A 22,323-nucleotide genomic window follows, 5' to 3' on the forward strand; every position below is an offset into this window, starting at 1 on the left:
CGGCGTGCCCTACCCCTGCGCGCTGCTCAATCGCCCGTGCAGGCTGCCTGCGCCGCGCGCTCAAGCCGGTGCTCCCAGTACCAGAACACGAAGCCGGCGCCAAAGAACGCGGCCTGGCCCAGCGCCAGGTGCAGCGGGCTGGCACTGAGCAACGGCGACACCACGCCGGCCACCACGGTGCTGATCATCAGCTGCACGAAGGCCTGCAGCGACGAGGCCAGGCCGCGCTGGTGCGGATACATGTCCAGCACCGCCAGCGCCAGGATCGGGAAGATCAGCGCCATGCCCATGCCGCCCAGGAAGATCGGCAGCACTGCCCACGGCAACACGAACTGCGGCGACAGCGCCACGTAGCCGACATTCAGCAGCGCCGACAGCGCGCACAGGCTGAAACCGATGGCGACCTGGCGGGTGGGCGTGGTGTGCCCGGCCATGCGCCCGGACAGGAACGAGCCGGTGGTCATGCCGCCGATGGTGGGGATGAACAACCAGGCGAAACCGCCCTCGCCCAGGTGCAGGTGCTGCATCACGAACACCGGCGCCGACGAGATGTACAGGAAGATGCCACCGAAGCCGATGCTGCCGGCCAGCGCCAGGCGCAGGAAGCGCGGGTTGAAACCGATGCGCACGTAATCGCGCATCAACGCGTGCGGCGACAACGGCACGCGCGCTTCGACCGGATGGGTCTCCGGCAGGTAGCGTGCAGTGGCTGCCAGCAGGGCCAGCGCGAACACCACCAGGAACCAGAAAATCAGCGGCCAGCCGGCGCCACTGAGCAGGATCCAGCCACCGATGATCGGCGCGATGGCCGGGGCGATGCCGAACAGCATCGACACCTGGCTCATCAGGCGCTGCGCGTCGTGGCCATGGTAGAGATCGCGGATCACCGCGCGGCCGACGATCATGCCGACACCCGCCGACAGGCCCTGCAGCGCGCGGAACGCCAGCAGCGTGGCCAGATCGGTGGACAGCGCACAGCCGACCGAGGCGCCGACGAACACCACCAGGCCACCGAGGATCACCCGCTTGCGCCCCCACGCATCGGACAGCGGGCCATGCGCCAGGCTCATCAGGCCATAGAACAGCAGGTACACGCTGATGGTCTGCTGCACCGCCACCTCGTCCACCGACAGGCGCTGCGCCAGCTGCGGGAACGCGGGGAAGATGGTATCGATCGAGAACGGGCCGAACATGGCCAGGCCGGCAAGCAGCAGGGCCATGCGGCGGGTGGAGGGAGCAACGGCGGCGGTCATGAAGGAAGCGTCCGGCAGGGCCATGCGCGGCACGCACGGCGGGCGCCGGTCCCGCTGCAACGGGGACGGCGCCAGATGAATTCGGGTATCCGCCCATCATAGGTGGGGATTGCGCCCGATGCCATGCAGCGGTGCACAAAACGCACGGCCGGGCCATCGGCCATTCAGCCGCGGGCCCGCGCCGGGGCGCGGCCAGCGGGCCCGCAACGGGCTATAATCGGCGGGCAACACGGTGGGAGAAGCGGAACACCGCTGCCGAAGGCGCAACGCCCGTAATCGCTCAGGCCCGATACCACCCGTAACAGAACTCTGGAGAGACCGGTTCGATCCGGCGCCGAAGGGGCACGAAGCCGCGGTTTTCCGCGCTTCCAAACTCTCAGGCAAAAGGACAGAGGGGCGCCCCGCAGACCGCCGACCGGCGGCTTGTGCCCGTGCGTGTGCCCTTTCCTGACGGATCCTTCGCCATGTCCCAGAACACCCCTTCCCTGCGTGAGCTCGAGCACCACAATGCGTTCGTCGAGCGCCACATCGGCCCCAACGATGCCGAGATCGCGCAGATGCTCGACGTCGTCGGCCACGCGTCGCTGGATGCGATGACCGATGCCATCGTGCCGGCCAAGATCAAGTCGCCGGCGCCGCTGGCGCTGCCGGAGTCGATGACCGAAGTGCAGGCACTGGCGAAGATCCGTGCGATCGCCGACAAGAACACCGTGCTGCGCAGCTTCATCGGCCAGGGTTACTACGGTACCCACACGCCGAACGTGATCCTGCGCAACATCCTGGAAAACCCGGCGTGGTACACCGCCTACACCCCGTACCAGGCGGAAATCTCGCAGGGCCGCATGGAAGCGCTGATCAACTTCCAGACCCTGTGCGCCGACCTGACCGGCATGGAAATCGCCAACGCCTCGCTGCTGGACGAAGCCACCGCCGCCGCCGAAGCGATGACCCTGGCCAAGCGTTCGGCCAAGTCGAAGTCGGACACCTTCTTCGTGCACGATGCCGTGCACCCGCAGACCCTGGAACTGCTGCGCACCCGCGCCGAGCCCATGGGCATCGTGCTGCGCGTCGGCACCCCGGCCGAGGCACTGGAAGCAGAAGCCTTCGGCCTGCTGCTGCAGTACCCGGACACCTTCGGCCAGGTCGGTGACTACAAGGCGCTGGTCGATGCCGTGCACGCACGCGGCGGCCTGGTGGCCGTGGCCACCGACCTGCTGGCCCTGACCCTGCTGGCTGCCCCGGGCGAATGGGGCGCGGACATCGTGGTCGGCAACAGCCAGCGTTTCGGCGTGCCGTTCGGCTTCGGTGGCCCGCACGCCGCCTTCATGGCCTGCCGTGACGCCTACAAGCGCTCGATGCCGGGCCGCCTGATCGGCGTTTCGGTCGATGCCCAGGGCAACCCGGCATACCGACTGACCCTGCAGACCCGCGAGCAGCACATCCGCCGCGAGAAGGCCACCTCCAACATCTGTACCGCACAGGTGCTGCTGGCAGTGATGGCCTCGATGTATGCGGTCTACCATGGCCCGGAAGGCCTGACCCGCATCGCCCGCCGCACCCACCGCCTGGCCGCCATCCTGGCAGCGGCACTGCGCAACGCCGGCGTACAGGTCGGTGGCGACTTCTTCGACACCCTGCACGTCACCGGCGTGCACGCCGATGAGATCCACGCCAAGGCACGCGCCGCAGGTTACAACCTGCGCGCGATCGACAGCGACTCGGTCGGCATCAGCCTGGACGAGACCGCCACCCGCGCCGACGTGGTCGCGCTGGCCGCCGTGTTCGGCGCGCAGGCCGACATCGATGCGCTGGACGCAAGCACCGCCGACGCGCTGCCGGCCGGCCTGCTGCGCCAGTCCGCGTTCCTGACCCACCCGGTGTTCAACACCCACCACAGCGAGCACGAACTGCTGCGCTACCTGCGTTCGCTGGCCGACAAGGACCTGGCGATGGACCGCACGATGATCCCGCTGGGTTCGTGCACCATGAAGCTCAACGCCACCGCCGAGATGATCCCGGTGACCTGGCCGGAGTTCTCGCAGATCCATCCGCTGGTGCCGGCTGACCAGGCGCTGGGCTACAAGGAACTGATCGACACGCTGGAAGCGATGCTGGTCGAATGCACCGGCTACGACGCGGTCAGCCTGCAGCCGAACTCCGGCGCGCAGGGTGAGTACGCCGGCCTGCTGGCGATCCGTGCCTACCACCGCTCGCGCGGCGAGGGCCATCGCGACATCTGCCTGATCCCGGATTCGGCGCACGGCACCAACCCGGCCTCGGCGCAGATGTGCGGCATGAAGGTGGTGGTCACCAAGACCGATGCCAACGGCAATGTCGATGTGGAAGACATCCGCCTCAACGCCGAGAAGTACAGCGACCGCCTGGCCGCGATCATGATGACCTACCCGTCCACGCACGGCGTGTTCGAGGAAGAGGTGGTCGAGATCTGCGAGATCATCCACAAGCACGGCGGCCAGGTGTACACCGACGGCGCCAACATGAACGCCCTGGTCGGCGTGGCCAAGCCCGGCAAGTGGGGTTCGGACGTTTCGCACCTGAACCTGCACAAGACCTTCTGCATTCCGCACGGCGGTGGCGGCCCGGGCGTTGGCCCGTGCGCGGTCAAGGAACACCTGGCCCCGTTCCTGCCGGGCAAGCTGGGTGACAACGGCCCGGTCGGCATGGTCAGCGCCGCCAGCTTCGGCAGCGCCTCGATCCTGCCGATCAGCTGGATGTACATCGCGATGATGGGCCGCGAAGGCCTGCGCAAGGCCACCCAGGTCGCGCAGCTCAACGCCAACTACATCGCCAAGCGCCTGGCGCCGCACTTCAAGACGCTGTACACCGGCCGCAACGGCCTGGTGGCGCACGAGTGCATCCTCGACGTGCGCCCGCTGGAGAAGACCAGCGGCATCGGTGCCGAGGATGTGGCCAAGCGCCTGATCGACTTCGGCTTCCACGCCCCGACCCTGAGCTTCCCGGTGGCCGGCACGCTGATGGTCGAGCCGACCGAGAGTGAGTCGCTGCACGAGCTGGACCGCTTCATCAACGCGATGATCCAGATCCGCGAGGAAATCAGCGCGATCGAAGACGGCCGCCTGGACCGCGAGGACAACCCGCTGAAGAACGCGCCGCACACTGCCACCGCAGTGACCGCCAGCGAGTGGACCCACGCCTACCCGCGCGAACTGGCTGCCTTCCCGCTGGCCAGCCTGAAGCAGAGCAAGTACTGGCCGCCGGTGGCACGCGTCGACAACGTGTACGGCGACAAGAACGTGATGTGCGCCTGCATCCCGGTCGACGCCTACAAGGATGATGAAGTCGAGGCTTGATTCCTCGCGGCATCGGTAAGTGAACGGCCCGCGCAAGCGGGCCGTTTTCATGAGGGTGTGTGGACCAGGGCCCACACGCACAAACATCTGATCACGGGTCCGGCATCTGCCCCAGGCTCAACTGCCAGGACACACCGAACCGGTCCTGCACCCAGCCGTAGCGGTTGCTGAAGTCATAGTCGCCCACCGGCATCAGCCAGTGGCCGCCCTCGCCCAGCACGCGCGCGGCGCGCTCGAACTGCTCGGCGCCGGAGCACTCGACGAACAGCGAGATCGACGGGCTGAAGGTGAAATCGTGCACGTCCAGGCTGTCAAAGCACAGGTAGTGGGTGCCACCGAGCAGGAAGATGGCCTGTCGGACCTGCCCGGGCACGCCGGCACCGGCGCCGTCCGGATGGCGCTGCATTGCCAGCAGGCGGAAATCGGCGAAGGCCTCGGCGTACAGGGCCAGGGCGGCCTCGGCCTGGCCGGTGAACATCAGGAAGGGGCGACTGCGCAGCATGCGGTACTCCCGGTCGACGGGCCGCAGGCGGCCCACCTGCGCACAGTGCCACGCGGAGTGTGTGCCTGTTGTAGAGCCGAGCCCATGCTCGGCTGGCGATCGCGCAAACAGCAGCCTCGACCGTAGGGTCGGCTCTACAGAATCACGCCTCGCGCATGCGCCGCGCGATGGCGCTGCCGGCGGCGATCGTGGCGGTCAGCGCCACCATCGACAGGAACTGCAGGCGGGTGTGCGACTCGCTCAGCAGCAGGCCGAAGATCAGCGCCAGGATCGCCAGCGCGCAGCAGGTCAGCCACGGGAAGCCCGCCATGCGGAACGGCAGCCGGGTACCCAGGCGATCCGCGCGGCGGCGCAACACCAGTTGTGAGACCAGCGACAGCGTCCACACCAGCAGGCAGGTCGAACCGACGATGTTCAGCAGCACCGGCAGCACCCGGTCCGGGAACAGCAGTTCCATCACCGTGGCGGCGAAACCGAACAGCACGCTGGCCAGCACGGCAATCACCGGCACCTGGCGCGGATCGGTCCAGCCCAGCACGGCCGGGGCTTCGCGGCGCTGCGCCAGCGAATACATCATGCGCGAGGCGCCGTAGAGGTTGGCATTGAGCGCCGACAGCAGCGCGATCACAGCGATCAGGGTGATGGCGGTGCCTGCACCCGGAATACGGGCAATGTCCAGCACCGCGGCGAAGGGCGACTTCAGCGCCTCGCTGGTCCACGGCACCACGGCGATGATCACGCTCAGCGAGCCGATGTAGAACACCAGGATGCGCCACGCCACGGTGCGGATGGCACGGGCGATGCTGCGCTCCGGGTCTTCGGTCTCCGCCGCCGCAACGGCCACGATCTCGGTGCCACCGAAGGCAAACACCACCACCAGCAACGCCGCGCCGATCCCGGCCAGGCCCTTCGGCGCAAAACCACCATGCTCGGTGAAGTTGCTCAGCCCAGGCGAGGTCACCTGCGGGAGCCAACCCATCAGCAGCGCCACACCGATGGCAATGAACGCCAGGATCGCCGCCACTTTCAGGATGGCGAACCAGAATTCGAACTCGCCGAAGTTCTTCACCCCGAGCAGGTTGATCGCGGTGAAGAACAGCATGAAGGCCAGCGCCGCCATCGGTACAGGTACTGCTGGCCAGACCGTGGCCAGCAGACCGGCCGCTCCCACCGCCTCGGCGGCGATCACGATCACCAGCTGCACCCACCACAACCACCCGACGGTGGCACCGGCGGTGGCGCCCATGGCATCGGCGGCATAGACCGAGAACGCGCCGCTGGTCGGTTTGGCCGCCGCCATTTCGCCCAGAGCGTTCATCACGATGATCACCAGCGCGCCGGCGACCAGATACGACACCAGGACCGCCGGACCGGCCGCCTGCACACCTACGCCCGAGCCGAGGAACAGGCCGGCGCCGATGGCGCTGCCCAGGCCCATCATGATCAGCTGGCGGGGCTTGAGCGAATGTCCGAGGCGGGACGGCGAAGCGGTCGGAATCGAGTTGGGCATCGGCAGGGCTGGCGGCGGGCTACAGGGGCGACACCTTACCCTGTCCCATGCCTGCGGGGATAGGCACAGCGCAGCAGGCGGCTCAGGCCAGTGCCGGCTCTCCGACACTGCCACCAATACGGGCGCGGTAGGCACGCGGCGAGAAACCGGTTTCAGCCTTGAACTTGCGGGTAAAGGCGCTCTGGTCGCTGAAACCGCAGGCCTGGCCGATGCTGGCGATGCTCTCGTCACCGTGCAGCAGGTGCATGGCCATCTGGATCCGCAGCCGGGTCAGCACCTGCTGCGGGGTCATCTGGAACACCTTGCGGAAGCTGCGCTCCAGCTTGGACAGCGAGAAGCCGGTGATGTCCAGCAGGGTCTGCATGCGCACGTTCTCGGCGTAGTGCGCGTTGAGGTGGGCCAGCGCCAGCCGCAGCTGCTCGTACTGGGTGCCGAGGCTGTCCTTCTGGCCCAGGTCGCGGGAAATGCCGATCAGGCCCTCGATGGCGCCATCGACCAGCAGCGGGCGCTTGCAGGTCAGGCACCAGCCCGGTTCGCGGTTGGCGAACAGGTGCAGCTCCATCAGGTTCTCGATCACCTCGCCGGACAGCACGCGGGCATCCTGGTCGACATAGTCCGCGCTGAGGCCGGTCGGGTAGATCTCGGCCGCGGTCCGCCCGATCACGTCCTTGCGCGCGCGCAGGCCCAGCCGTCGCAGCATGGTCTGGTTGACGTGGGTGTACCGCCCCTGGCGGTCCTTGATGAAGAACAGCACGTCCGGGATGGCGTCGAACAAGGCTTCGATGTCGGCGGGCTCGACTCGCATGCGGCAAGCATACCCGAGCCCGCTTTTGCCCGTACGTTCACCTTTGCCGGACCGGGGTTTAACGGGCTCGGTTCCAGTGTCGTGGTTCCCTTTGACGATCCGGAGCCACCCTCCATGGCCGCCAGCAAGCAGACCGGCAAGCGCGCAACCACCCCGCCCGAAAGCCACCCACGGGGCAATGGCGATGAGCTCCACCAGCAGGCCGGGGGCAGCCATCCGGTGATGACCACCGATCAGGGCATCCCGGTGGCAGACAACCAGAACTCCCTGCGACAGGGGCCTCGGGGGCCCACGCTGCTGGAAGACTTCATCCTCCGCGAGAAGATCACCCACTTCGATCACGAACGCATTCCCGAGCGCATCGTGCATGCACGTGGCAGCGCGGCACATGGCTACTTCGAGTTGACCCGGTCACTGGCCGCCCATACCCGCGCGCGCATCCTGACCGAGGTAGGGGTGAAGACACCCGTATTCACCCGTTTCTCGACCGTGGCCGGTGGCGCAGGCTCGGTGGATACCCCGCGCGACGTGCGCGGCTTCGCGGTCAAGTTCTATACCAGGGAGGGCAACTGGGACCTGGTCGGCAACAACATTCCGGTGTTCTTCATCCAGGACGCCATGAAATTCCCGGACCTGGTGCACGCAGTGAAGATGGAACCGGACCGTGCCTTCCCGCAGGCCGCCTCGGCCCACGACACCTTCTGGGACTTCATTTCGCTGATGCCCGAGTCGATGCACATGATCATGTGGGCAATGAGCGACCGTGCCATTCCGCGCTCGCTGCGCATGATCGAAGGCTTCGGCGTGCACAGTTTCCGCCTGCTGAACGAGGCAGGCGAGTCGACCTTCGTCAAATTCCATTGGCGGCCAAAGCTGGGCATCCAGTCAACGGTCTGGGACGAAGCGCTGAAGCTGCAGTCAGCCGACAATGACTTCCATCGCCGCGACCTGTTCGAGGCCATCCAGCGCGGCGACTTTCCCGAATGGGAGCTGGCGGTGCAGTTGTTCACCGAAGAAGAAGCCGACGCATTCCCGTTCGATCACCTGGACCCGACCAAGATCATTCCCGAATCGCTGGTGCCGTTGCAGGTGATCGGGCGCATGGTGCTGGACCGTTGGCCCGACAACTTCTTCGCCGAGACCGAACAGGTGGCGTTCTGCCCGGCCAACGTGCCGCCGGGCATCGACTTCAGCAACGACCCACTGCTGCAGGGCCGCCTGTTCTCCTACCTGGACACCCAACTGCTGCGCCTTGGCGGCCCGAATTTCCACCAGATCCCGGTGAATGCCCCGAAGTGCCCATTCGCCAATCATCAGCGCGACGGCCACATGCAGATGCAGGTGCCCAAGGGCCGCGTCGCCTATGATCCCAGCTCGCTGCAGGAGGACTCACCGCGTGAGACGCCTGCGGGTTTCCGCAGCCACGCCAGCGCCGACGATGGCCGCAAGGGCCGTACCCGCGCGGAGAGTTTCGCCGACCACTACAGCCAGGCCCGCATGTTCTTCCGCAGCCTTGAAACGCCGGAGCAGGCGCACCTGGCATCGGCGCTGGTGTTCGAGTTGTCCAAGGTGGAAACGCTGAAGGTGCGGGTACGTACCGTCAGCCACCTGCGCAACATCGATGACTCACTGGCGCGGCGCGTGGCCGATGGTCTGGCCTTGCCCGCCCTGCCCGACCCGGCACCCACCGCCACCCCGGCGCGGGACATGCCTCCCGCTCCCGAGGTGCGTGTGATCGGACGCAACAAGCCTACCCTGCAGGGTCGCTGCATCGGCATTCTGTTCGACGAAGGCTCCGACGCCCGCATCATTGCCAGCCTGAGCAAGGCAGCCAGGAAAGCAGGTGCAGACGTGAAGCTGGTCGCGCCCAAAGTCGGTGGCGCCACGCTGAGCGATGGCGCGATGCAGGCGGCGGATGGGCAACTGGCAGGCACGCCATCGGCTGTGTTCGATGCGGTGGCCGTGGTGCTGAGCGTAGACGCATCAAAGGCGTTGTCGAAAGAGAGCGCCGCGCTGGAGTTCGTCAGCCAGGCGTGGGCACACCTGAAGGCCATCGCCAGCGACGCGGGAGGCCAAGCGCTGCTGAAGGCGGCGCGGGTCGGCAACGATGCCGGCATCGTCGAAGCGGAAGACGCCAAGGCATTCCTGGCGGCGGCCGCCACCCGCCAGTGGGCGCGTGAGCCCAAGCTGCGCCTGCTGGCCTGACCACAACGACAGGAGAATCGTCATGCCCCGTGGTGACAAATCCGCATATACCGAAAAGCAGAAGCGCCAGGCCGAGCACATCGAGGAAAGCGAACGTGATCGCGGCGCGAGTGAAGGCACCGCCGAGCGCATTGCCTGGGCCACCGTGAACAAGCAGGACGGCGGCGGCAAGCGTAGCGGCAGTGCACGCAAAACTACAAAGAAGGCGACCCGCAAGAAGACCGCCAAGACGTCGACAACCAGAAAGACGGCAGCGAAGAAGGCGCCGGCGAAGAAAGCGGTGGCAAAGAAGGCGGTGGCAAAGAAGGCACCGGCTCGCACGACCGCGACAAAGAAGGCCGCAAAGAAGACAGCGAAGAAGGCTGCGGCAAAGAAGGGGAGTACGGCCGCCTCGCGGAGCGCCGCCGCGAAGAAGGCAGCCAAGACGCGGGCCGCGAAGAAGTCCGTGCGCAAAGTGGCGGCGAAGAAAGCTGCGCGTACGCGTGCGCGCGGCTGATGCTTCGGTCAGAAGGGGAGCGTCCTCATCCATGCCGCAACTTCGGCTGCGTCAGCATCAGCACGGGCCTGCAGCAGTAGATGGGGCCCTTCCAGCGAAATACGGCCGCTCAAGGCGGCCGTATTCCTGTCGCTGCAGTGGCAGCCCGCTCAGGCTGCGCGACGGGGCGCAGCGGAGACCGCCGCGCCTTCCATCTTGAATACCGACACCGACGTGGTCAGTGCATGCGCCTGTTCCTCCAGCGCGCGGCTGGCGGCAGTGGCTTCTTCCACCAGCGCAGCGTTCTGCTGGGTCACCTGGTCCATCTGCACCACCACCTGGTTGACCTGCTCGATGCCGGCGGCCTGTTCCTTGCTGGCCGCTGCGATGTCGCTCATCAGCTGGGTGGTGCGCGAGCTGGCCTGGGCCACGCGGGCGATCGCGGCTTCCGATTCAACGGTCACCGCCAGGCCACTCTTCACCTTGGCAGCAGCGTCTTCGATCAGCTCCTTGATTTCCTTGGCGGCGACACCGGCACGCTGTGCGAGCGTGCGTACCTCGCTGGCGACCACGGCAAAACCACGGCCCTGCTCACCTGCACGCGCGGCTTCAACCGCAGCATTCAGCGCCAGAATGTTGGTCTGGAAAGCGATGCCGTCGATCACCGTGGAGATTTCCGAGATGCGTGCCGAGGACTGATCAATCTCGCCCATCACCGATGCCATCTGTGCCATCGCCTGCTCGGTCTCGCGCACGGCGGCGCCGGCAGCGTGCGCTTCGCTGTCGGCCTGACGCGCCAGTTCGGCGTTCTGGCGTACGGTGGAGGTCAGCTCCTCCATCGACGCGGCCGCTTCTTCCAGATTGGCCGCCTGCTGCTCGGTTCGGCGCGACAGGTCGTTGTTGCCAGCGGCCAGTTCCTGCGCCGCGTTGTTGATGCTGTCGGCAGCCACCTGGATGCCGCGGACGATGCCGGTCAGCTGCGCGGTGGTGGTGTTGGCATCGTCGCGCATGCGCGCGAACACGCCTTCGTACTCGCCCTCCATGCGTGCGGTCAGGTCGCCATGCGAGATCGCGCGCAGCACGTCGGAAACATCGGCGATGCTGGCCTGCGAACTGGCCATCATGCCGTTGAGGTGCTCGACCATCGTCTTGAACTGGTACTGGAAGGCCCCGGCATCGCCACGCATGCTGAAATCGCCGGCGCGTGCGGCACGGGCCAGTTCATCGATCTGCGCGTTGATCGCCATCAGGCTCTGCTTCACCGCGGCCAGGGTGCGGGTCAACGTGCCCTTTTCGCCCGGGTAGTCCGGCAGGTCGCGGCTGAGGTCACCGATGGCGTAACGCTGCATTACTTCAGCCATCAGCAGTTCCACCTGCACGTGCGATTCGACCAGGCTGTTGGTGGCCTGCACCATGCGGCCGAAATCGCCGGGGAACGCACTGGCGTCCATGCGATAGCGGATTGCGCCGGCCTCGTGCTGTTCCGCCATCTGCAACTGCGCGCCGATCGCCGCCTGCACACTCTGGCGCACGCTGGCCATCGCGTCACCCAGCTGGGTCAGCTCGTCGCGGCCACCGAGGCGGAACTCCTGGTCCAGCTGCCCCTTGGACAGGCGCTCGGCCAGGTTCACCGCGCGCGCCAGCGGAGCGGTCAGGCTGCGGCCGATCATCACCGAGGCGCCGATGCCAGCAAGCAGCGCAACGCCGCCCAGCACCAGCAACTGCAGCAGGCTGCGCTCGCCCAGGCGGATCGCCTCGGCGGCAGCCTCACGGCTTTCCTTCTCCTCGAAGTCCACGCCATCGGACAGCGCCTTGTTCCAGCCGTTGGCGGCGTCCTGCACCGGGCCCAGGGTCAGCGCCACGGCACCGGGATAATCGCCCTGCTCCATCAGTTCGCTGGTCTGCTTGTTGAGCGGGCGAGCAACGGCTCGCTTGGCGGCGATGGTTTCAGCGATGGCCTTGCCTTCGGCGTCACTGGGCAGCGCCTGGTAGGCGCTCCAGCTGGCCTCGTAGCGCTTGACGAGATCAGCAATGCGCTTCTCGTCGCTGGTGCGGTGATCACCCTGGCGGATCAGCATCTCGCGGCGCACCACCATCATCTGGTTGTTGGCATCAAGCATCTGCGACAACAGGCGCACCTTGGCCACGCTGACGTCGACCACCTGCTGCATCGCGCGCTTCTGCACGACACTGGCAGTGGCGCCGGTGGCCACCACGGCGGCAACCAGCAGCAGCAACAGGCCAAAGCCCAGCCCAAGACGCCAGGCAACCCTGACGTTCCTCAAGTAGTTCATGGGGGTATCCAAAACGGGGGGATGCGCCCTTATCGGCGGCACGGCAGGCAATCTTGATCGCCATCCACCAATGGCGTCGGCCACTGTTCACCTTGGTGAGTCCCCGTCCCAGTGGCACCTGCCGGTGCAAACCGGCCGCAATGACATGCCTGCTCATGCGGGCATCAGATCCCTTTCACGGTGGCTCGGCGCCGTCTGCGGGCAAGGTGGTGGCGTTCCCTGCTGGAGTCCCCGATGCCGTTACCCATGCCCCGATCCGCCCTGCTCGCTCTCTCGCTGCTGGCATCACCTGCCTTCGCGCAGGCGCCGCCGCCTGGCCTGCCTGCCCCCATTGCCGAGAAGGCAGGACCGGACACCGCACCCCGCTCTGTCCTGCACGCCCAAGTGCTGCTGGATCGCGCGAATTTTTCCCCCGGCCAGATCGATGGCGAAGTGGGCAGCAACCAGCGGCGCGCGGTGTCGGGCTTCCAGGCGGCGCATGGGCTGAGCGTAACGGGTGAACTGGATGACGCTACCTGGAAGGCCCTGCAGGCCGATACGATCACGCCGCTGGCAAGCTACACGCTCACGGCTGAAGATGTTGCCGGCCCGTTCCAGCCCATACCGAAAGGGCCCGCCGCACAGGCCAAGCTGAAGTCGCTGGGCTTCAGCAGCGTGGAAGAAGGCCTGGGCGAGCGCTTCCACGCCTCCCCTGAGCTGCTGAAGGCACTCAATCCCGGCGTCGATCTGGCCAAGGCCGGCAGCCGCATCCAGGTGCCCAACATCGGAACGGGGGCCTTGCCGAAGGCGGCGAAGATCGTGGTCGACAAGTCCGACTCCACACTTCAATTGCTGGATGCGCAGGGCAAAGTGATCGCACAGGTGCCTGTCTCATCCGGCAGCCAGCACGATCCGCTGCCGATCGGCGAATGGAAGATTCTCGGCGTGTATCGCGACCCGCCGTTCCACTACAACCCGAAGCTGTTCTGGGATGCGCGCAAGGGCGAAAAGAAGGCGACGCTGCCGCCTGGCCCGAACAATCCGGTCGGACGGGTCTGGATCGACCTGTCCAAGCCGCACTACGGCCTGCATGGCACACCCGAACCCGGCCACGTCGGCAAGACAGAATCGCATGGCTGCGTGCGCATGACCAACTGGGATGCGCTGCGCGTGGCCGATGCGGTGGATACTTCGGTGCCCGTGGTGATGCAGGAGTGAGCCTATGCGCCTTTCGCAGCTGATCGTGCTGGGCGTGCTGCTGGGCGTGGGAGTGGGCTGGTGGCTGCACCACGATGCAGGTGAGCCGGTGGCGGTTGCCCCGCCCGCAGTGCAACCTGCGGTGGCTGCGGTTGCAACGCCGCGCGTAGGCGCTCCGGCTCCCACGGCCGTGTCGCCGTCCAGCGCCACCAATGCGCCAACCGGCCTGCTGCTGCCGGTGCAGGGCATCCAGGCGTCGCAGCTGCGCGATACCTTCACCGATGCACGCAGCGAGGGCCGCGTACACGATGCCATCGACATCATGGCCGATGCAGGTACGCCGGTACTCGCGGTGGCCGACGGCACGGTAGAAAAGCTGTTCGACAGCAAGCGCGGTGGCCTGACGATTTATCAGTTCGAGCCCAGTGGACGCTGGTGCTACTACTACGCGCACCTGCAGCGCTATGCCGATGGCCTGGCCGAGAAACAGGTGATCAAGCGCGGGGATGTGATCGGTTACGTGGGCAGCACTGGCAATGCCAGCGCCGAGGCCCCGCATCTGCACTTTGAAGTGCACGTGCTGGGACCGGAAAAACAGTGGTGGAAGGGCAAATCCATCAACCCGTACCCGTTGCTGAAGCCGCCTGCTTCGACGGCCGGCGCTGCCAGCGCCGCAAGGTGAAGGTGAACACCGCCAAGGCAGCCCCTGGGACCAGCACGAACAGAACCGTCTCGCCTTTCACGCTGGCATGCTGGTCATCGCGTCGCTTCCCCGCTGGCCTGCCCACACGGTAATGAAGAAGCCCCGCTTTCGCGGGGCTTTTTCTTTCAGCGACGCCGGGCGTGGCCCGGCGCTACCAGTCACGCCCTCAGGCGAACGGATCCTGCAGGACCATGGTGTGGTCGCGGTCCGGGCCGGTGGAGACGATGCTGATCGGGCAGCCGGCCAGCTCTTCCAGCGAACGCAGGTAGGCGCGTGCGGCCGGCGGCAGGTCGTCCCACTGGGTGATGCCGTGGGTGTTCTCGCTCCAGCCCGGGAACTCCAGGTACACCGGGGTGCATTCTTCCCAGCCCTGCGCGTCCAGCGGCGCGTACTCGGTGCGCTTGCCGTTGTATTCGTAGGCGATGCAGACCTTCAGCTTTTCCATGCCGTCCAGCACGTCCAGCTTGGTGATGCACAGGCCGCTGATGCCGTTGATGGCCACGGCGCGCTTCAGCGCGACGATGTCCATCCAGCCGCAGCGACGCGGGCGGCCGGTCGAAGCGCCGTACTCGGCGCCGCGGTCACGGATGCCCTGGCCGACTTCGTCGTCCAGTTCGGTCGGGAACGGGCCGCCGCCGACGCGGGTGGCGTACGCCTTGGCAATGCCCAGCACGTAGTCGATCGAATCGGCGCCGACGCCGGAACCGGCCAGCGCACCACCGACGGTGGTGTTGGAGCTGGTGACGTACGGGTAGGTGCCGTGATCGATGTCCAGCAGCGCACCCTGCGCGCCTTCGAACAGCACGCGCTTACCCTGCTTGCGCAGGTCGTGCAGGATGCCGGCCACGTCGGACTTCATCGGCTGCACGTATTCGCCGAAGGCCAGCGCCTCGTCGAAGGTCTTCTGGAAGTCGACCGCATCGGTGTTCAGATACTTGGTCAGCACGAAGTTGTGGTAGTCCAGCGCAGTGCGCAGCAGTTCTTCCAGCTGCTTCGGGTAGTGCAGGTCGGCGATGCGGATGCCGCGGCGCGCCACCTTGTCTTCGTAGGCCGGGCCGATGCCACGGCCGGTGGTGCCGATTGCCTTGCCACCGGCAGCGCGCTCGCGCGCCTGGTCCAGGGCGATGTGGTACGGCATGATCAGCGGCGCGGCCGGGGAGATCTTCAGGCGCGAACGCACTTCCACGCCGGAGCCTTCCAGCTCGGCGATTTCCTTCTGCAGCGCGGCCGGCGAGATCACCACGCCATTGCCGATCAGGCACAGCGCGTCGTCACGCAGGATGCCCGACGGGATCAGGTGCAGGACGGTCTTCTTGCCGTTGATGACCAGGGTGTGGCCTGCATTGTGGCCGCCCTGGAAGCGCACGACGGCGCCGATTTCCTCAGTGAGCAGATCGACGATCTTGCCCTTGCCTTCATCGCCCCACTGGGCACCCAACACTACGACAGACTGACCCATGACGGGCTCCTCGATTTGTAGCGGCCATCGGGGCCGCGGACGGGTAAACCGTGGCGGGGCTGGCCAGCACCTGGAGGGCGGCTCCAAACGGGGAGCGGCCGGCGATGGAAGGCCCAGACACGGAAAAAGCCGGACGGGGAGGCCCGTCCGGCTTTTGTGCATTATCCGGGTTTCCGGGGTCGGGTGCCACCTTTCCGACGGACGGCTTCACCGGCCGGTCAGCCGCCCCGCCCGGTCGTGCCGGCCGTTGGCCGGCAATCCCGGGTTGCCGGCCAGCGGCCGGCACTACCCTCTCAATGCCGCGCCCACCACAGCAGGCTCAGGCCGGCCAGCAGCACCAGCCCACCGAAGCTGCGCAGGGCCGGGCTGGGCAGGTCCAGCAGGCGTTCGGCCATGCGCTTCCAGGCGAACGGGGCGACGAACAGGAACAGGCCTTCCAGCACCGCGACCAGGCAGACGGCGGCAAACAGATCTTTCATCGGGAACTCCGGAAAAAGCACGGGGCCCGGCGTCTGGCCGGGCCCCGTGGGGTACTGCCCTGCGACCTCAGCGGTCGTTCTTCAGGTACTGCAGGAACGGGTCGTTCTTGTCGAGCACGATCACGCCATTGCCGTCGGTCATGGAGCCACGGTAGGCCTCCAGGCTGCGGTAGAACGCATAGAACGACGGATCGGCCGAGCCGGCCTTGCCATAGATGCGGGCCGCCTCGGCATCGCCTTCACCGCGCAGGCGCTGCGCATCACGCTCGGCCTCGGCGATCAGCACGGTGCTGTCGCGGTCGGCCTGGGCACGGATGGTCAGCGACTGCTCCTCGCCCTCCGCACGCAGCTTGGCCGCTTCCTGCTTGCGCTGGGCGCGCATGCGCTCGTACACGTCGTTGATCACCTGGCTGTCGGTCGGCAGGTCCACCTGCTTGATGCGCAGGTCGATCATCTGCATGCCCAGGCCAGCCACCGCTTCGTTGATGCCCTTCAGCTGCTCGGCGATCAGCTCGCTGCGGTCGCCGGACACCAGCTGCTGCAGGGTGCGCGAGTTGATCTGGTTGCGCAGCGAGTCGGTGATGATCGGCGCCAGGCGGGCGTTGGCCACACGCGGGTCGCCGCCGGTGGCACGGAAGTAGTCACCCACGTTGGAGATGTAGCCGATGGCGAAGAAGTCGACGCTGACGTCCTTCTGCTCGGCGGTGAAGTAGCGCGCCGGCGCAGTGTCGAGCACCTGGAAGCGGCGGTCGAAGACCTTCACCGTTTCCACCACCGGCACCTTGAAGTGCAGGCCCGGCTTGATGTCCGAACGCACCACCTTGCCCAGGTTCAGCACCATGGCGGTCTGGTCCTCACGGACCACGTACACCGAGCCGAGCAGGCCCAGCACCACCGCCACGATCACGGCGATCCAGATAGGACTCTTCATCGGCTGCCCTCCTCACGGCCGCTCGGTCGCCCGGTCGGGCGGCCCACCGGCCGGCCCGGATCACGGGAAGCTTCCGCCGCTGCACCCGGCAGCGACGGCATCACCACGTCCGGGTTGGCCACTGCGGCCGGAGCCGACGTGCTGGGACGGGTATCGCCGGTCATCGGCACGTAGATCAGCTGGCGGCCATCGCCACCGATCACCTTGCGGTTCTCGCTCAGCACCTGCTGCACGGTCTCCAGCCACAGGCGCTTGCGGGTCACTTCCGGAGCGTCCTTGTACTGGGCCTGCAACAGGCTGAAGCGCTGCGCGTCACCCTCGGCCTTGGACACCACGGCCTGCTTGTAGCCTTCGGCAGTGGTACGGGCGCGCGAGGCTTGGCCCCGGGCTTCCGGCACGACCTTGGCGGCATAGGCCTGGGCCTCGTTGATCAGGCGTTCCTTGACCTGCTGGGCACCGTTGACCTCGTCGAAGGCCGGCTTCACTTCCTCCGGCGGACGGGCGTCCTGCAGGGTCAGGCCGGTCACGGTCAGGCCGGTCTTGAACGCCTTCAGCAGCGCCTGCAGGCGCTCCTCGGCGGCGACGGCCAGCGGACCACGGTTGTTCAGCACGGCGTTGAGGTCGGCGCGGCCAACTTCCTCGCGCACGGCGCTCTGCGCCGACTGCTCCAGCACCTGGTTGGCATCCACGGTGCCGAACAGGTATTGCTGCGGGTCGTCGATGCGGTACTGGACGTTCAGCGAGACGTTGACGATGTTCTCGTCGCGGGTCAGCACCGGCACTTGGATCGAGAACGTCTTGATCTCGGTGGCATTGACCTTGGTGACCGATTCGATCGGCCAGGGCAGCTTGAAGTTCGGGCCGGGCTGCAGAATGCGCGAGAACTGGCCGAAGCGCAGCACCACACCGCGCTGCTGTTCGCCGATCAGCTGGAAGCTGGAGAACAGCACCAGCAGCACCACGGCTGCCACCACCCAACGCACGATGCCGCCGTCGAACAGGTCCTTCAGCGGCCCGGGCAAACCGCCCCAGCCACCACCATTGCCACCGCCGCGTGACCCGAACGGCCCGCGTCGATTGTCCTCGGGGCCTTGTCCGCCCTTGTTGCCGCCGGGTGTATTCCAGGCCATGCACGCTCCATCAAGATTTGGGCTGCGGCGCGGGCCCTTCCCGCACCGCCAGCCGTGAAACCATCACCGATCATACAAGATGGGGCGGATCGGCAGGATCGAAAGGGGGGCAACGGGGTAAGGTGGCGTTTTCCTCGAAGTCAGGCAACGCCGATGGCCCCCACCACCCCGTTCACCGCCTTCCGCATCGAAAACGACGACGCCGGCTATCGCAGCGGCCTGGTCCGGCTCGGGGTCGACGACCTCAACCCCGGCCAGGTGCTGATCCGCGCCCACTGGTCCTCGGTCAACTACAAGGACGCGCTGGCCGGTACTGGAAAAGGGAAGATCCTGCGCCGCTTCCCGCTGGTGGGCGGCATCGATGTGGCCGGCACCGTGGTCGCCAGCACGGACCCGGACTGGCGTGAAGGCGACGCGGTGCTGGCCACCGGCTGCGGCCTCAGCGAGACCCGCGACGGCGGCTACAGCCAGTACGTGCGGCTGGAATCGCGCGCGGTGATCGCCCAGCCGGCCGGGCTGACCCCACGCGAGGCGATGGTGCTGGGCACCGCCGGCTTCACTGCGGCGCTGGCCCTGCTGCGCATGCAGGACAACCGGCAGACCCCGGAACTCGGCCCGCTGGCGGTCACTGGTGCCAGCGGCGGTGTCGGTGCGCTGGCGCTGTCCATCTTCAGCCGTGCCGGCTACAGCGTGCACGCGGTCAGCGGCAAGCCGGACCAGGCAGGATTCCTGCGCAGCATCGGCGCCACCGAGGTACTGCCGCGCGACGCGCTGGCCGACACCGGCGCGCTGCAGTCGGCCCGCTTCGGGGGTGGCCTCGATAATGCCGGAGGCGACATGCTGGCCAGCCTGCTGGCGCAGACCGTGCCCTACGGCAGCGTCGTCAGTGCCGGCCTGGCAGCCAGTCCGACGCTGGGCATGACGGTGATGCCGTTCATCCTGCGCGGTGTCTCGCTGCTGGGCGTGTCCTCGGCCAATGCGCCACGCGGACTGCGTGAGGAAGTGTGGTCGCGGCTGGGTAGTGACTGGAAGCCGCAGCACCTGGACCGCATCTGCACCGCCGAAGTCGGCCTCGATGGCCTTCCTGCCGTATTCGAACGGATGCTGGCGGGCGGTTCGCTGGGTCGCACCGTGGTACGGATCGACTGAACGTCGCAGGCAGGCGACGGACGGCAGACGTGGCCCTCCCGCCGGTAATGGGCCCGCACTACACTGCGGGCATTACATGGGGAACAACATGGCACGCATTCTGATCGTCGACGACTCACCGTCGCAGCTGTTGGGGATACAGCGCATCGTCGAGAAGCTCGGGCACCAGATCCTGACCGCCACCGATGGCGCCGCCGGGGTCGAAACCGCCAAGGCCGAGCTGCCCGACCTGGTCCTGATGGACGTGGTGATGCCCAACCTCAACGGCTTCCAGGCCACCCGTACCCTCGCCCGCGACGAGGCGACCCGGCATATCCCGGTGATCCTGGTGACCACCAAGGACCAGGACACCGACCGCATGTGGGGCATGCGCCAGGGCGCCAAGGCCTACATCACCAAGCCGTTCTCGGAGGACGAGCTGTCCGAGGTGCTGGAGCGCGTGTTCGCGGGCCAGGGCTGAGACGCGCGCGGTGTTGCCGGCCGCTGGCCGGCAACCACGCATCACCGTCCAGGGCAATGAAGTTGCCGGCCAGCGGCCGGCACCACCTTCAAATGGTCTCGCCGAACGCCTTGGCCAGATTGCGGTACGCCTTCTTCTGAGCCTCATCGGTCGCAGCCGGGGCCACGATCTCGATTTCGACGATCTGGTCGCCGTCCGGGCTGCCCGGCAGGCCACGGCCACGCAGGCGCAGCTTGCGGCCGGCATCGGAATCGGCCGGAATCTTGAGTTCCACCGCACCACCCAGGGTCGGCACGCTGATGCTGGTGCCCAGCGCGGCCTGCCACGGCGTGAGCGGCAGCGTATAGAGGATGTTGCGACCATCGACCTCGAACTGCGGGTGGGCGGCGTATTCCACCTCCAGCAGCAGATTACCGCCATGGTTGCCCTGCCCTGCCAAGCGGATCACCTGGCCCGGGCGGATGCCCTTGGGCACGCGCACGTCCAGCTGCTTGCCGTTGACGGTGATGCGCAGGCTGTCGCCGCTGTAGGCCGCTTCCAGTGGCACCGACAGCTTGGCGCGGGTATCGCGGTTGGGCGCATGGCCCTGGCTGCTGAAGCCCGGACCGCCCCCCGCGCCCGCTCCACCGCGCTGGCGCGCGAACAGGCTTTCGAAGAAGTCGCTGAAGCCGCCGTTGGGGCCGCCGCCACCGAACACTTCCTCGAAATTGAAACCACCGGCGCCGCCGTAGTTCGGCGGCACGTTGAACTCCTCGCCCGGGCGATAGCCCTGCGCGCGCAGCTGGTCATAGGCCGCACGCTTTTCCGGATCGCGCAGCGCCTCGTAGGCCTCGTTGACCGCCTTGAACTTGTCTTCGGCCCCGGCCTCCTTGCTGACGTCCGGGTGGTACTTGCGTGCCAGCCGGCGGTAGGCGGTCTTGATCTCCGCCTCGCCCGCGCTCGGTTCCACCCCCAGGGTGGCGTAGTAATCCTTGAATTCCATCCAGCTACCTCGATTCGCTTCGGCCGCGCCGGTGGCGCCGCCCCGGGTTCATTCTACGCGCCTGCGAGGCTACGCCGCCCCTCGTGCGGCCCCGGTGAGGCCGACTGATCCTGCGCAATGCGGCTGCCATCCCCGTGCGCCACGCTGTGGCTGGAAGCCCCTGCCACAAAGCCGGAAGATGGAGCCTGCACACCGGGTTTCCAATGTCTTGACGCCCCTCTCCCATCCGGCCCACTAGCCTGCCCCAGCAAGGAGTTCCCATGACCATCCATGTCGGCGACCGCATTCCGGAAGTGACCCTCAAGCGCATCCGCGAGGGCATTGAAACGCTTGATACGCATTCGTTGTTCGATGCGCGCAAGGTGGTGCTGTTCGCCGTGCCCGGCGCGTTCACCCCGACGTGCTCGGCACGTCACCTTCCCGGCTACGTCGAAAAGTTCGAGGCCTTCCGCCAGCGCGGCATCGACGTCTACTGCATGGCCGTCAACGACCCGTTCGTGATGAAGGCCTGGGCCGCCGACCAGAGCGTGCCCGACGGCCTTCTGATGCTGTCCGACGGCAATGCCGAGCTGACCCGCGCCTTGGGTCTGGAGCTTGATGCGAGCGCGTCGGGCATGGGCATCCGCTCGCGTCGTTTTGCCCTGTACGTCGACGACGGCGTAGTTCGAGAGGCCTGGGTTGAACAGCCCGGCCAGTTCGAAGTGTCTTCGGCCGAGTACGTGCTGGAGCATCTCCCCACCTGATTCCCCACCGCAGAAGGAAACGGCCAGCCATGTCCACGCAGCCAGCCAAAGCCAGCAAGCCCGCCGCGGAAATTGCCGGCATCAGCGACAGCAAGACCCTGCGCGAACGCGCCCGGCGCAACATCGAAGATGGTGCGATCACCGACAGCTACAGCGCTGACCGCGAGGTGGTGATCAAGCTGCTCAACGACGCACTGGCCACCGAGTACGTCTGCGTTCTGCGCTACTACCGGCACTACTTCATGGCCAAGGGCATGCTGGCCGACGCGGTGAAAGCCGAGTTCCTCGAGCATGCACAGCAGGAGCAGGCGCATGCCGGCAAGCTGGCCGAGCGCATCGTCCAGCTGGGCGGCGAGCCGGATCTCAACCCGGATACGCTGACCGCGCGTTCGCACGCCGAATACAAGGAAGGCAGCGACCTGCGCGACATGGTGCGCGAGAACCTGGTGGCCGAGCGCATCGCCATCGACAGCTATCGCGAGATGATCAACTTCATCGGTGACCGCGATACCACCACCAAGCGCATCCTTGAAGAGATCCTGGCGCAGGAAGAAGAGCACGCCGACGAGTTCGCCGACCTGCTGGATGGGTGGATCGGGGAGTAGTCGCTACGCCACGCGATCGCTGCCATCTACGGCGTTGTAGAACCGAGCCCATGCTCGGCTGACCGCTGCACGCACGTCGCAGGAGCAGCCGAGCATGGGCTCGGCTCTACAGCAGCGTGACAACATGCGG

Annotated in this window: 19 protein-coding genes, 1 pseudogene and 1 riboswitch; of the genes and pseudogenes, 9 read left to right on the plus strand and 11 right to left on the minus strand. The window is 66.9% G+C overall.

The window, feature by feature from the left end; all coding sequences use genetic code 11:
* Positions 1-26: 26 nt before the first annotated feature.
* Positions 27-1,253, minus strand: a complete 1,227-nt coding sequence (locus AC5P7R_RS20675; RefSeq protein WP_031270798.1) for a multidrug effflux MFS transporter — start codon at positions 1,251-1,253, stop codon at positions 27-29.
* Positions 1,254-1,552: 299 nt separating this feature from the next.
* Positions 1,553-1,655, plus strand: a riboswitch (glycine riboswitch).
* 62 nt (positions 1,656-1,717) lie between these two features.
* Between AC5P7R_RS20675 and gcvP the strand changes: the two genes are divergently transcribed.
* Positions 1,718-4,585 (plus strand): aminomethyl-transferring glycine dehydrogenase, encoded by a 2,868-nt coding sequence (gcvP, locus tag AC5P7R_RS20680; protein WP_021204410.1) that lies wholly within the window; start codon positions 1,718-1,720, stop codon positions 4,583-4,585.
* Positions 4,586-4,676: 91 nt separating this feature from the next.
* On the opposite strand, the gene AC5P7R_RS20685 is transcribed toward gcvP, so the two are convergent.
* The 3 genes from AC5P7R_RS20685 to AC5P7R_RS20695 form a co-directional block, all read right to left on the minus strand.
* The gene (locus AC5P7R_RS20685; RefSeq protein WP_005410627.1) at positions 4,677-5,087 is read right to left on the minus strand and encodes a VOC family protein; all 411 of its coding nucleotides are present in this window, start codon (positions 5,085-5,087) and stop codon (positions 4,677-4,679) included.
* 142 nt (positions 5,088-5,229) lie between these two features.
* On the minus strand, positions 5,230-6,597 hold the full coding sequence (locus AC5P7R_RS20690; RefSeq protein ID WP_005410628.1) for an amino acid permease: 1,368 nt from the start codon (positions 6,595-6,597) through the stop codon (positions 5,230-5,232).
* A gap of 82 nt (positions 6,598-6,679) precedes the next feature.
* Positions 6,680-7,402: a helix-turn-helix transcriptional regulator gene (locus tag AC5P7R_RS20695; protein WP_021204412.1), complete on the minus strand. Its 723-nt coding sequence runs from the start codon at positions 7,400-7,402 to the stop codon at positions 6,680-6,682.
* 114 nt (positions 7,403-7,516) lie between these two features.
* Between AC5P7R_RS20695 and AC5P7R_RS20700 the strand changes: the two genes are divergently transcribed.
* Together AC5P7R_RS20700 and AC5P7R_RS20705 are read left to right on the plus strand one after the other, a co-directional pair.
* Entirely contained in the window at positions 7,517-9,607 is a 2,091-nt protein-coding gene (locus AC5P7R_RS20700) for a catalase (RefSeq protein ID WP_188250367.1), read from the plus strand.
* A 22-nt stretch (positions 9,608-9,629) separates the two neighbouring features.
* Positions 9,630-10,103, plus strand: a complete 474-nt coding sequence (locus AC5P7R_RS20705; protein WP_164144778.1) for a hypothetical protein — start codon at positions 9,630-9,632, stop codon at positions 10,101-10,103.
* 8 nt (positions 10,104-10,111) lie between these two features.
* Here the strand turns inward: AC5P7R_RS20705 and AC5P7R_RS20710 are convergent.
* Both AC5P7R_RS20710 and AC5P7R_RS20715 read right to left on the minus strand, forming a co-directional pair.
* Positions 10,112-10,204 (minus strand): annotated as a pseudogene (locus AC5P7R_RS20710) (alpha/beta fold hydrolase); the annotation flags it as partial.
* A gap of 48 nt (positions 10,205-10,252) precedes the next feature.
* Positions 10,253-12,376 (minus strand): methyl-accepting chemotaxis protein, encoded by a 2,124-nt coding sequence (locus AC5P7R_RS20715; RefSeq protein WP_227852368.1) that lies wholly within the window; start codon positions 12,374-12,376, stop codon positions 10,253-10,255.
* A gap of 234 nt (positions 12,377-12,610) precedes the next feature.
* On the opposite strand from AC5P7R_RS20715, the gene AC5P7R_RS20720 reads away from it, so the two are divergent.
* Both AC5P7R_RS20720 and AC5P7R_RS20725 read left to right on the plus strand, forming a co-directional pair.
* The gene (locus tag AC5P7R_RS20720; RefSeq protein ID WP_188250370.1) at positions 12,611-13,573 is read left to right on the plus strand and encodes a L,D-transpeptidase family protein; all 963 of its coding nucleotides are present in this window, start codon (positions 12,611-12,613) and stop codon (positions 13,571-13,573) included.
* Between the two features lie 4 nt (positions 13,574-13,577).
* On the plus strand, positions 13,578-14,234 hold the full coding sequence (locus AC5P7R_RS20725) for a M23 family metallopeptidase (protein ID WP_227852370.1): 657 nt from the start codon (positions 13,578-13,580) through the stop codon (positions 14,232-14,234).
* 187 nt (positions 14,235-14,421) lie between these two features.
* Here AC5P7R_RS20725 and AC5P7R_RS20730 read toward each other — a convergent pair whose 3' ends face one another.
* The 4 genes from AC5P7R_RS20730 to hflK form a co-directional block, all read right to left on the minus strand.
* Positions 14,422-15,714, minus strand: coding sequence for an adenylosuccinate synthase (locus AC5P7R_RS20730; protein ID WP_019660036.1), 1,293 nt, complete (start codon positions 15,712-15,714; stop codon positions 14,422-14,424).
* A gap of 293 nt (positions 15,715-16,007) precedes the next feature.
* The gene (locus AC5P7R_RS20735; RefSeq protein ID WP_005410640.1) at positions 16,008-16,193 is read right to left on the minus strand and encodes a DUF2065 domain-containing protein; all 186 of its coding nucleotides are present in this window, start codon (positions 16,191-16,193) and stop codon (positions 16,008-16,010) included.
* A gap of 67 nt (positions 16,194-16,260) precedes the next feature.
* Positions 16,261-17,124, minus strand: coding sequence for a protease modulator HflC (gene hflC / locus AC5P7R_RS20740; protein WP_019660037.1), 864 nt, complete (start codon positions 17,122-17,124; stop codon positions 16,261-16,263).
* Positions 17,121-18,254, minus strand: coding sequence for an FtsH protease activity modulator HflK (gene hflK / locus AC5P7R_RS20745; RefSeq protein ID WP_005410642.1), 1,134 nt, complete (start codon positions 18,252-18,254; stop codon positions 17,121-17,123). The genes hflC and hflK overlap by 4 nt, the downstream gene beginning before the upstream one ends.
* Before the next feature lie 153 nt (positions 18,255-18,407).
* On the opposite strand from hflK, the gene AC5P7R_RS20750 reads away from it, so the two are divergent.
* Both AC5P7R_RS20750 and pilH read left to right on the plus strand, forming a co-directional pair.
* Complete coding sequence (locus AC5P7R_RS20750) at positions 18,408-19,403, plus strand: YhdH/YhfP family quinone oxidoreductase (RefSeq protein WP_180832161.1); 996 nt, start codon at positions 18,408-18,410, stop codon at positions 19,401-19,403.
* 88 nt (positions 19,404-19,491) lie between these two features.
* Positions 19,492-19,863: a twitching motility response regulator PilH gene (pilH, locus tag AC5P7R_RS20755; RefSeq protein ID WP_005410644.1), complete on the plus strand. Its 372-nt coding sequence runs from the start codon at positions 19,492-19,494 to the stop codon at positions 19,861-19,863.
* Positions 19,864-19,951: 88 nt separating this feature from the next.
* Here pilH and AC5P7R_RS20760 read toward each other — a convergent pair whose 3' ends face one another.
* Complete coding sequence (locus AC5P7R_RS20760) at positions 19,952-20,845, minus strand: DnaJ C-terminal domain-containing protein (RefSeq protein ID WP_021204418.1); 894 nt, start codon at positions 20,843-20,845, stop codon at positions 19,952-19,954.
* Positions 20,846-21,105: 260 nt separating this feature from the next.
* Here AC5P7R_RS20760 and AC5P7R_RS20765 point away from each other — a divergent pair, with 260 nt between their 5' ends.
* On the plus strand, positions 21,106-21,588 hold the full coding sequence (locus AC5P7R_RS20765; RefSeq protein ID WP_005410646.1) for a peroxiredoxin: 483 nt from the start codon (positions 21,106-21,108) through the stop codon (positions 21,586-21,588).
* A gap of 29 nt (positions 21,589-21,617) precedes the next feature.
* Complete coding sequence (locus AC5P7R_RS20770) at positions 21,618-22,193, plus strand: ferritin-like domain-containing protein (protein WP_227854360.1); 576 nt, start codon at positions 21,618-21,620, stop codon at positions 22,191-22,193.
* Positions 22,194-22,323 lie beyond the last annotated feature (130 nt).

Source organism: Stenotrophomonas sp. YJH_SMC_27 (assembly GCF_059369815.1).

Bases quoted from the DNA above. Each gene is read 5' to 3' on its own strand.
- AC5P7R_RS20720 (WP_188250370.1), top strand. From the start codon at position 12,611: ATGCCGTTACCCATGCCCCGATCCGCCCTGCTCGCTCTCTCGCTGCTG.
- AC5P7R_RS20735 (WP_005410640.1), bottom strand. From the start codon at position 16,193: ATGAAAGATCTGTTTGCCGCCGTCTGCCTGGTCGCGGTGCTGGAAGGC.
- AC5P7R_RS20705 (WP_164144778.1), top strand. From the start codon at position 9,630: ATGCCCCGTGGTGACAAATCCGCATATACCGAAAAGCAGAAGCGCCAG.
- AC5P7R_RS20760 (WP_021204418.1), bottom strand. From the start codon at position 20,845: ATGGAATTCAAGGATTACTACGCCACCCTGGGGGTGGAACCGAGCGCG.
- AC5P7R_RS20750 (WP_180832161.1), top strand. From the start codon at position 18,408: ATGGCCCCCACCACCCCGTTCACCGCCTTCCGCATCGAAAACGACGAC.
- AC5P7R_RS20770 (WP_227854360.1), top strand. From the start codon at position 21,618: ATGTCCACGCAGCCAGCCAAAGCCAGCAAGCCCGCCGCGGAAATTGCC.
- AC5P7R_RS20715 (WP_227852368.1), bottom strand. From the start codon at position 12,376: ATGAACTACTTGAGGAACGTCAGGGTTGCCTGGCGTCTTGGGCTGGGC.
- hflC (WP_019660037.1), bottom strand. From the start codon at position 17,124: ATGAAGAGTCCTATCTGGATCGCCGTGATCGTGGCGGTGGTGCTGGGC.
- AC5P7R_RS20675 (WP_031270798.1), bottom strand. From the start codon at position 1,253: ATGACCGCCGCCGTTGCTCCCTCCACCCGCCGCATGGCCCTGCTGCTT.
- AC5P7R_RS20730 (WP_019660036.1), bottom strand. From the start codon at position 15,714: ATGGGTCAGTCTGTCGTAGTGTTGGGTGCCCAGTGGGGCGATGAAGGC.
- AC5P7R_RS20765 (WP_005410646.1), top strand. From the start codon at position 21,106: ATGACCATCCATGTCGGCGACCGCATTCCGGAAGTGACCCTCAAGCGC.
- AC5P7R_RS20725 (WP_227852370.1), top strand. From the start codon at position 13,578: ATGCGCCTTTCGCAGCTGATCGTGCTGGGCGTGCTGCTGGGCGTGGGA.
- hflK (WP_005410642.1), bottom strand. From the start codon at position 18,254: ATGGCCTGGAATACACCCGGCGGCAACAAGGGCGGACAAGGCCCCGAG.
- AC5P7R_RS20700 (WP_188250367.1), top strand. From the start codon at position 7,517: ATGGCCGCCAGCAAGCAGACCGGCAAGCGCGCAACCACCCCGCCCGAA.
- pilH (WP_005410644.1), top strand. From the start codon at position 19,492: ATGGCACGCATTCTGATCGTCGACGACTCACCGTCGCAGCTGTTGGGG.
- AC5P7R_RS20690 (WP_005410628.1), bottom strand. From the start codon at position 6,597: ATGCCCAACTCGATTCCGACCGCTTCGCCGTCCCGCCTCGGACATTCG.
- AC5P7R_RS20695 (WP_021204412.1), bottom strand. From the start codon at position 7,402: ATGCGAGTCGAGCCCGCCGACATCGAAGCCTTGTTCGACGCCATCCCG.
- gcvP (WP_021204410.1), top strand. From the start codon at position 1,718: ATGTCCCAGAACACCCCTTCCCTGCGTGAGCTCGAGCACCACAATGCG.
- AC5P7R_RS20685 (WP_005410627.1), bottom strand. From the start codon at position 5,087: ATGCTGCGCAGTCGCCCCTTCCTGATGTTCACCGGCCAGGCCGAGGCC.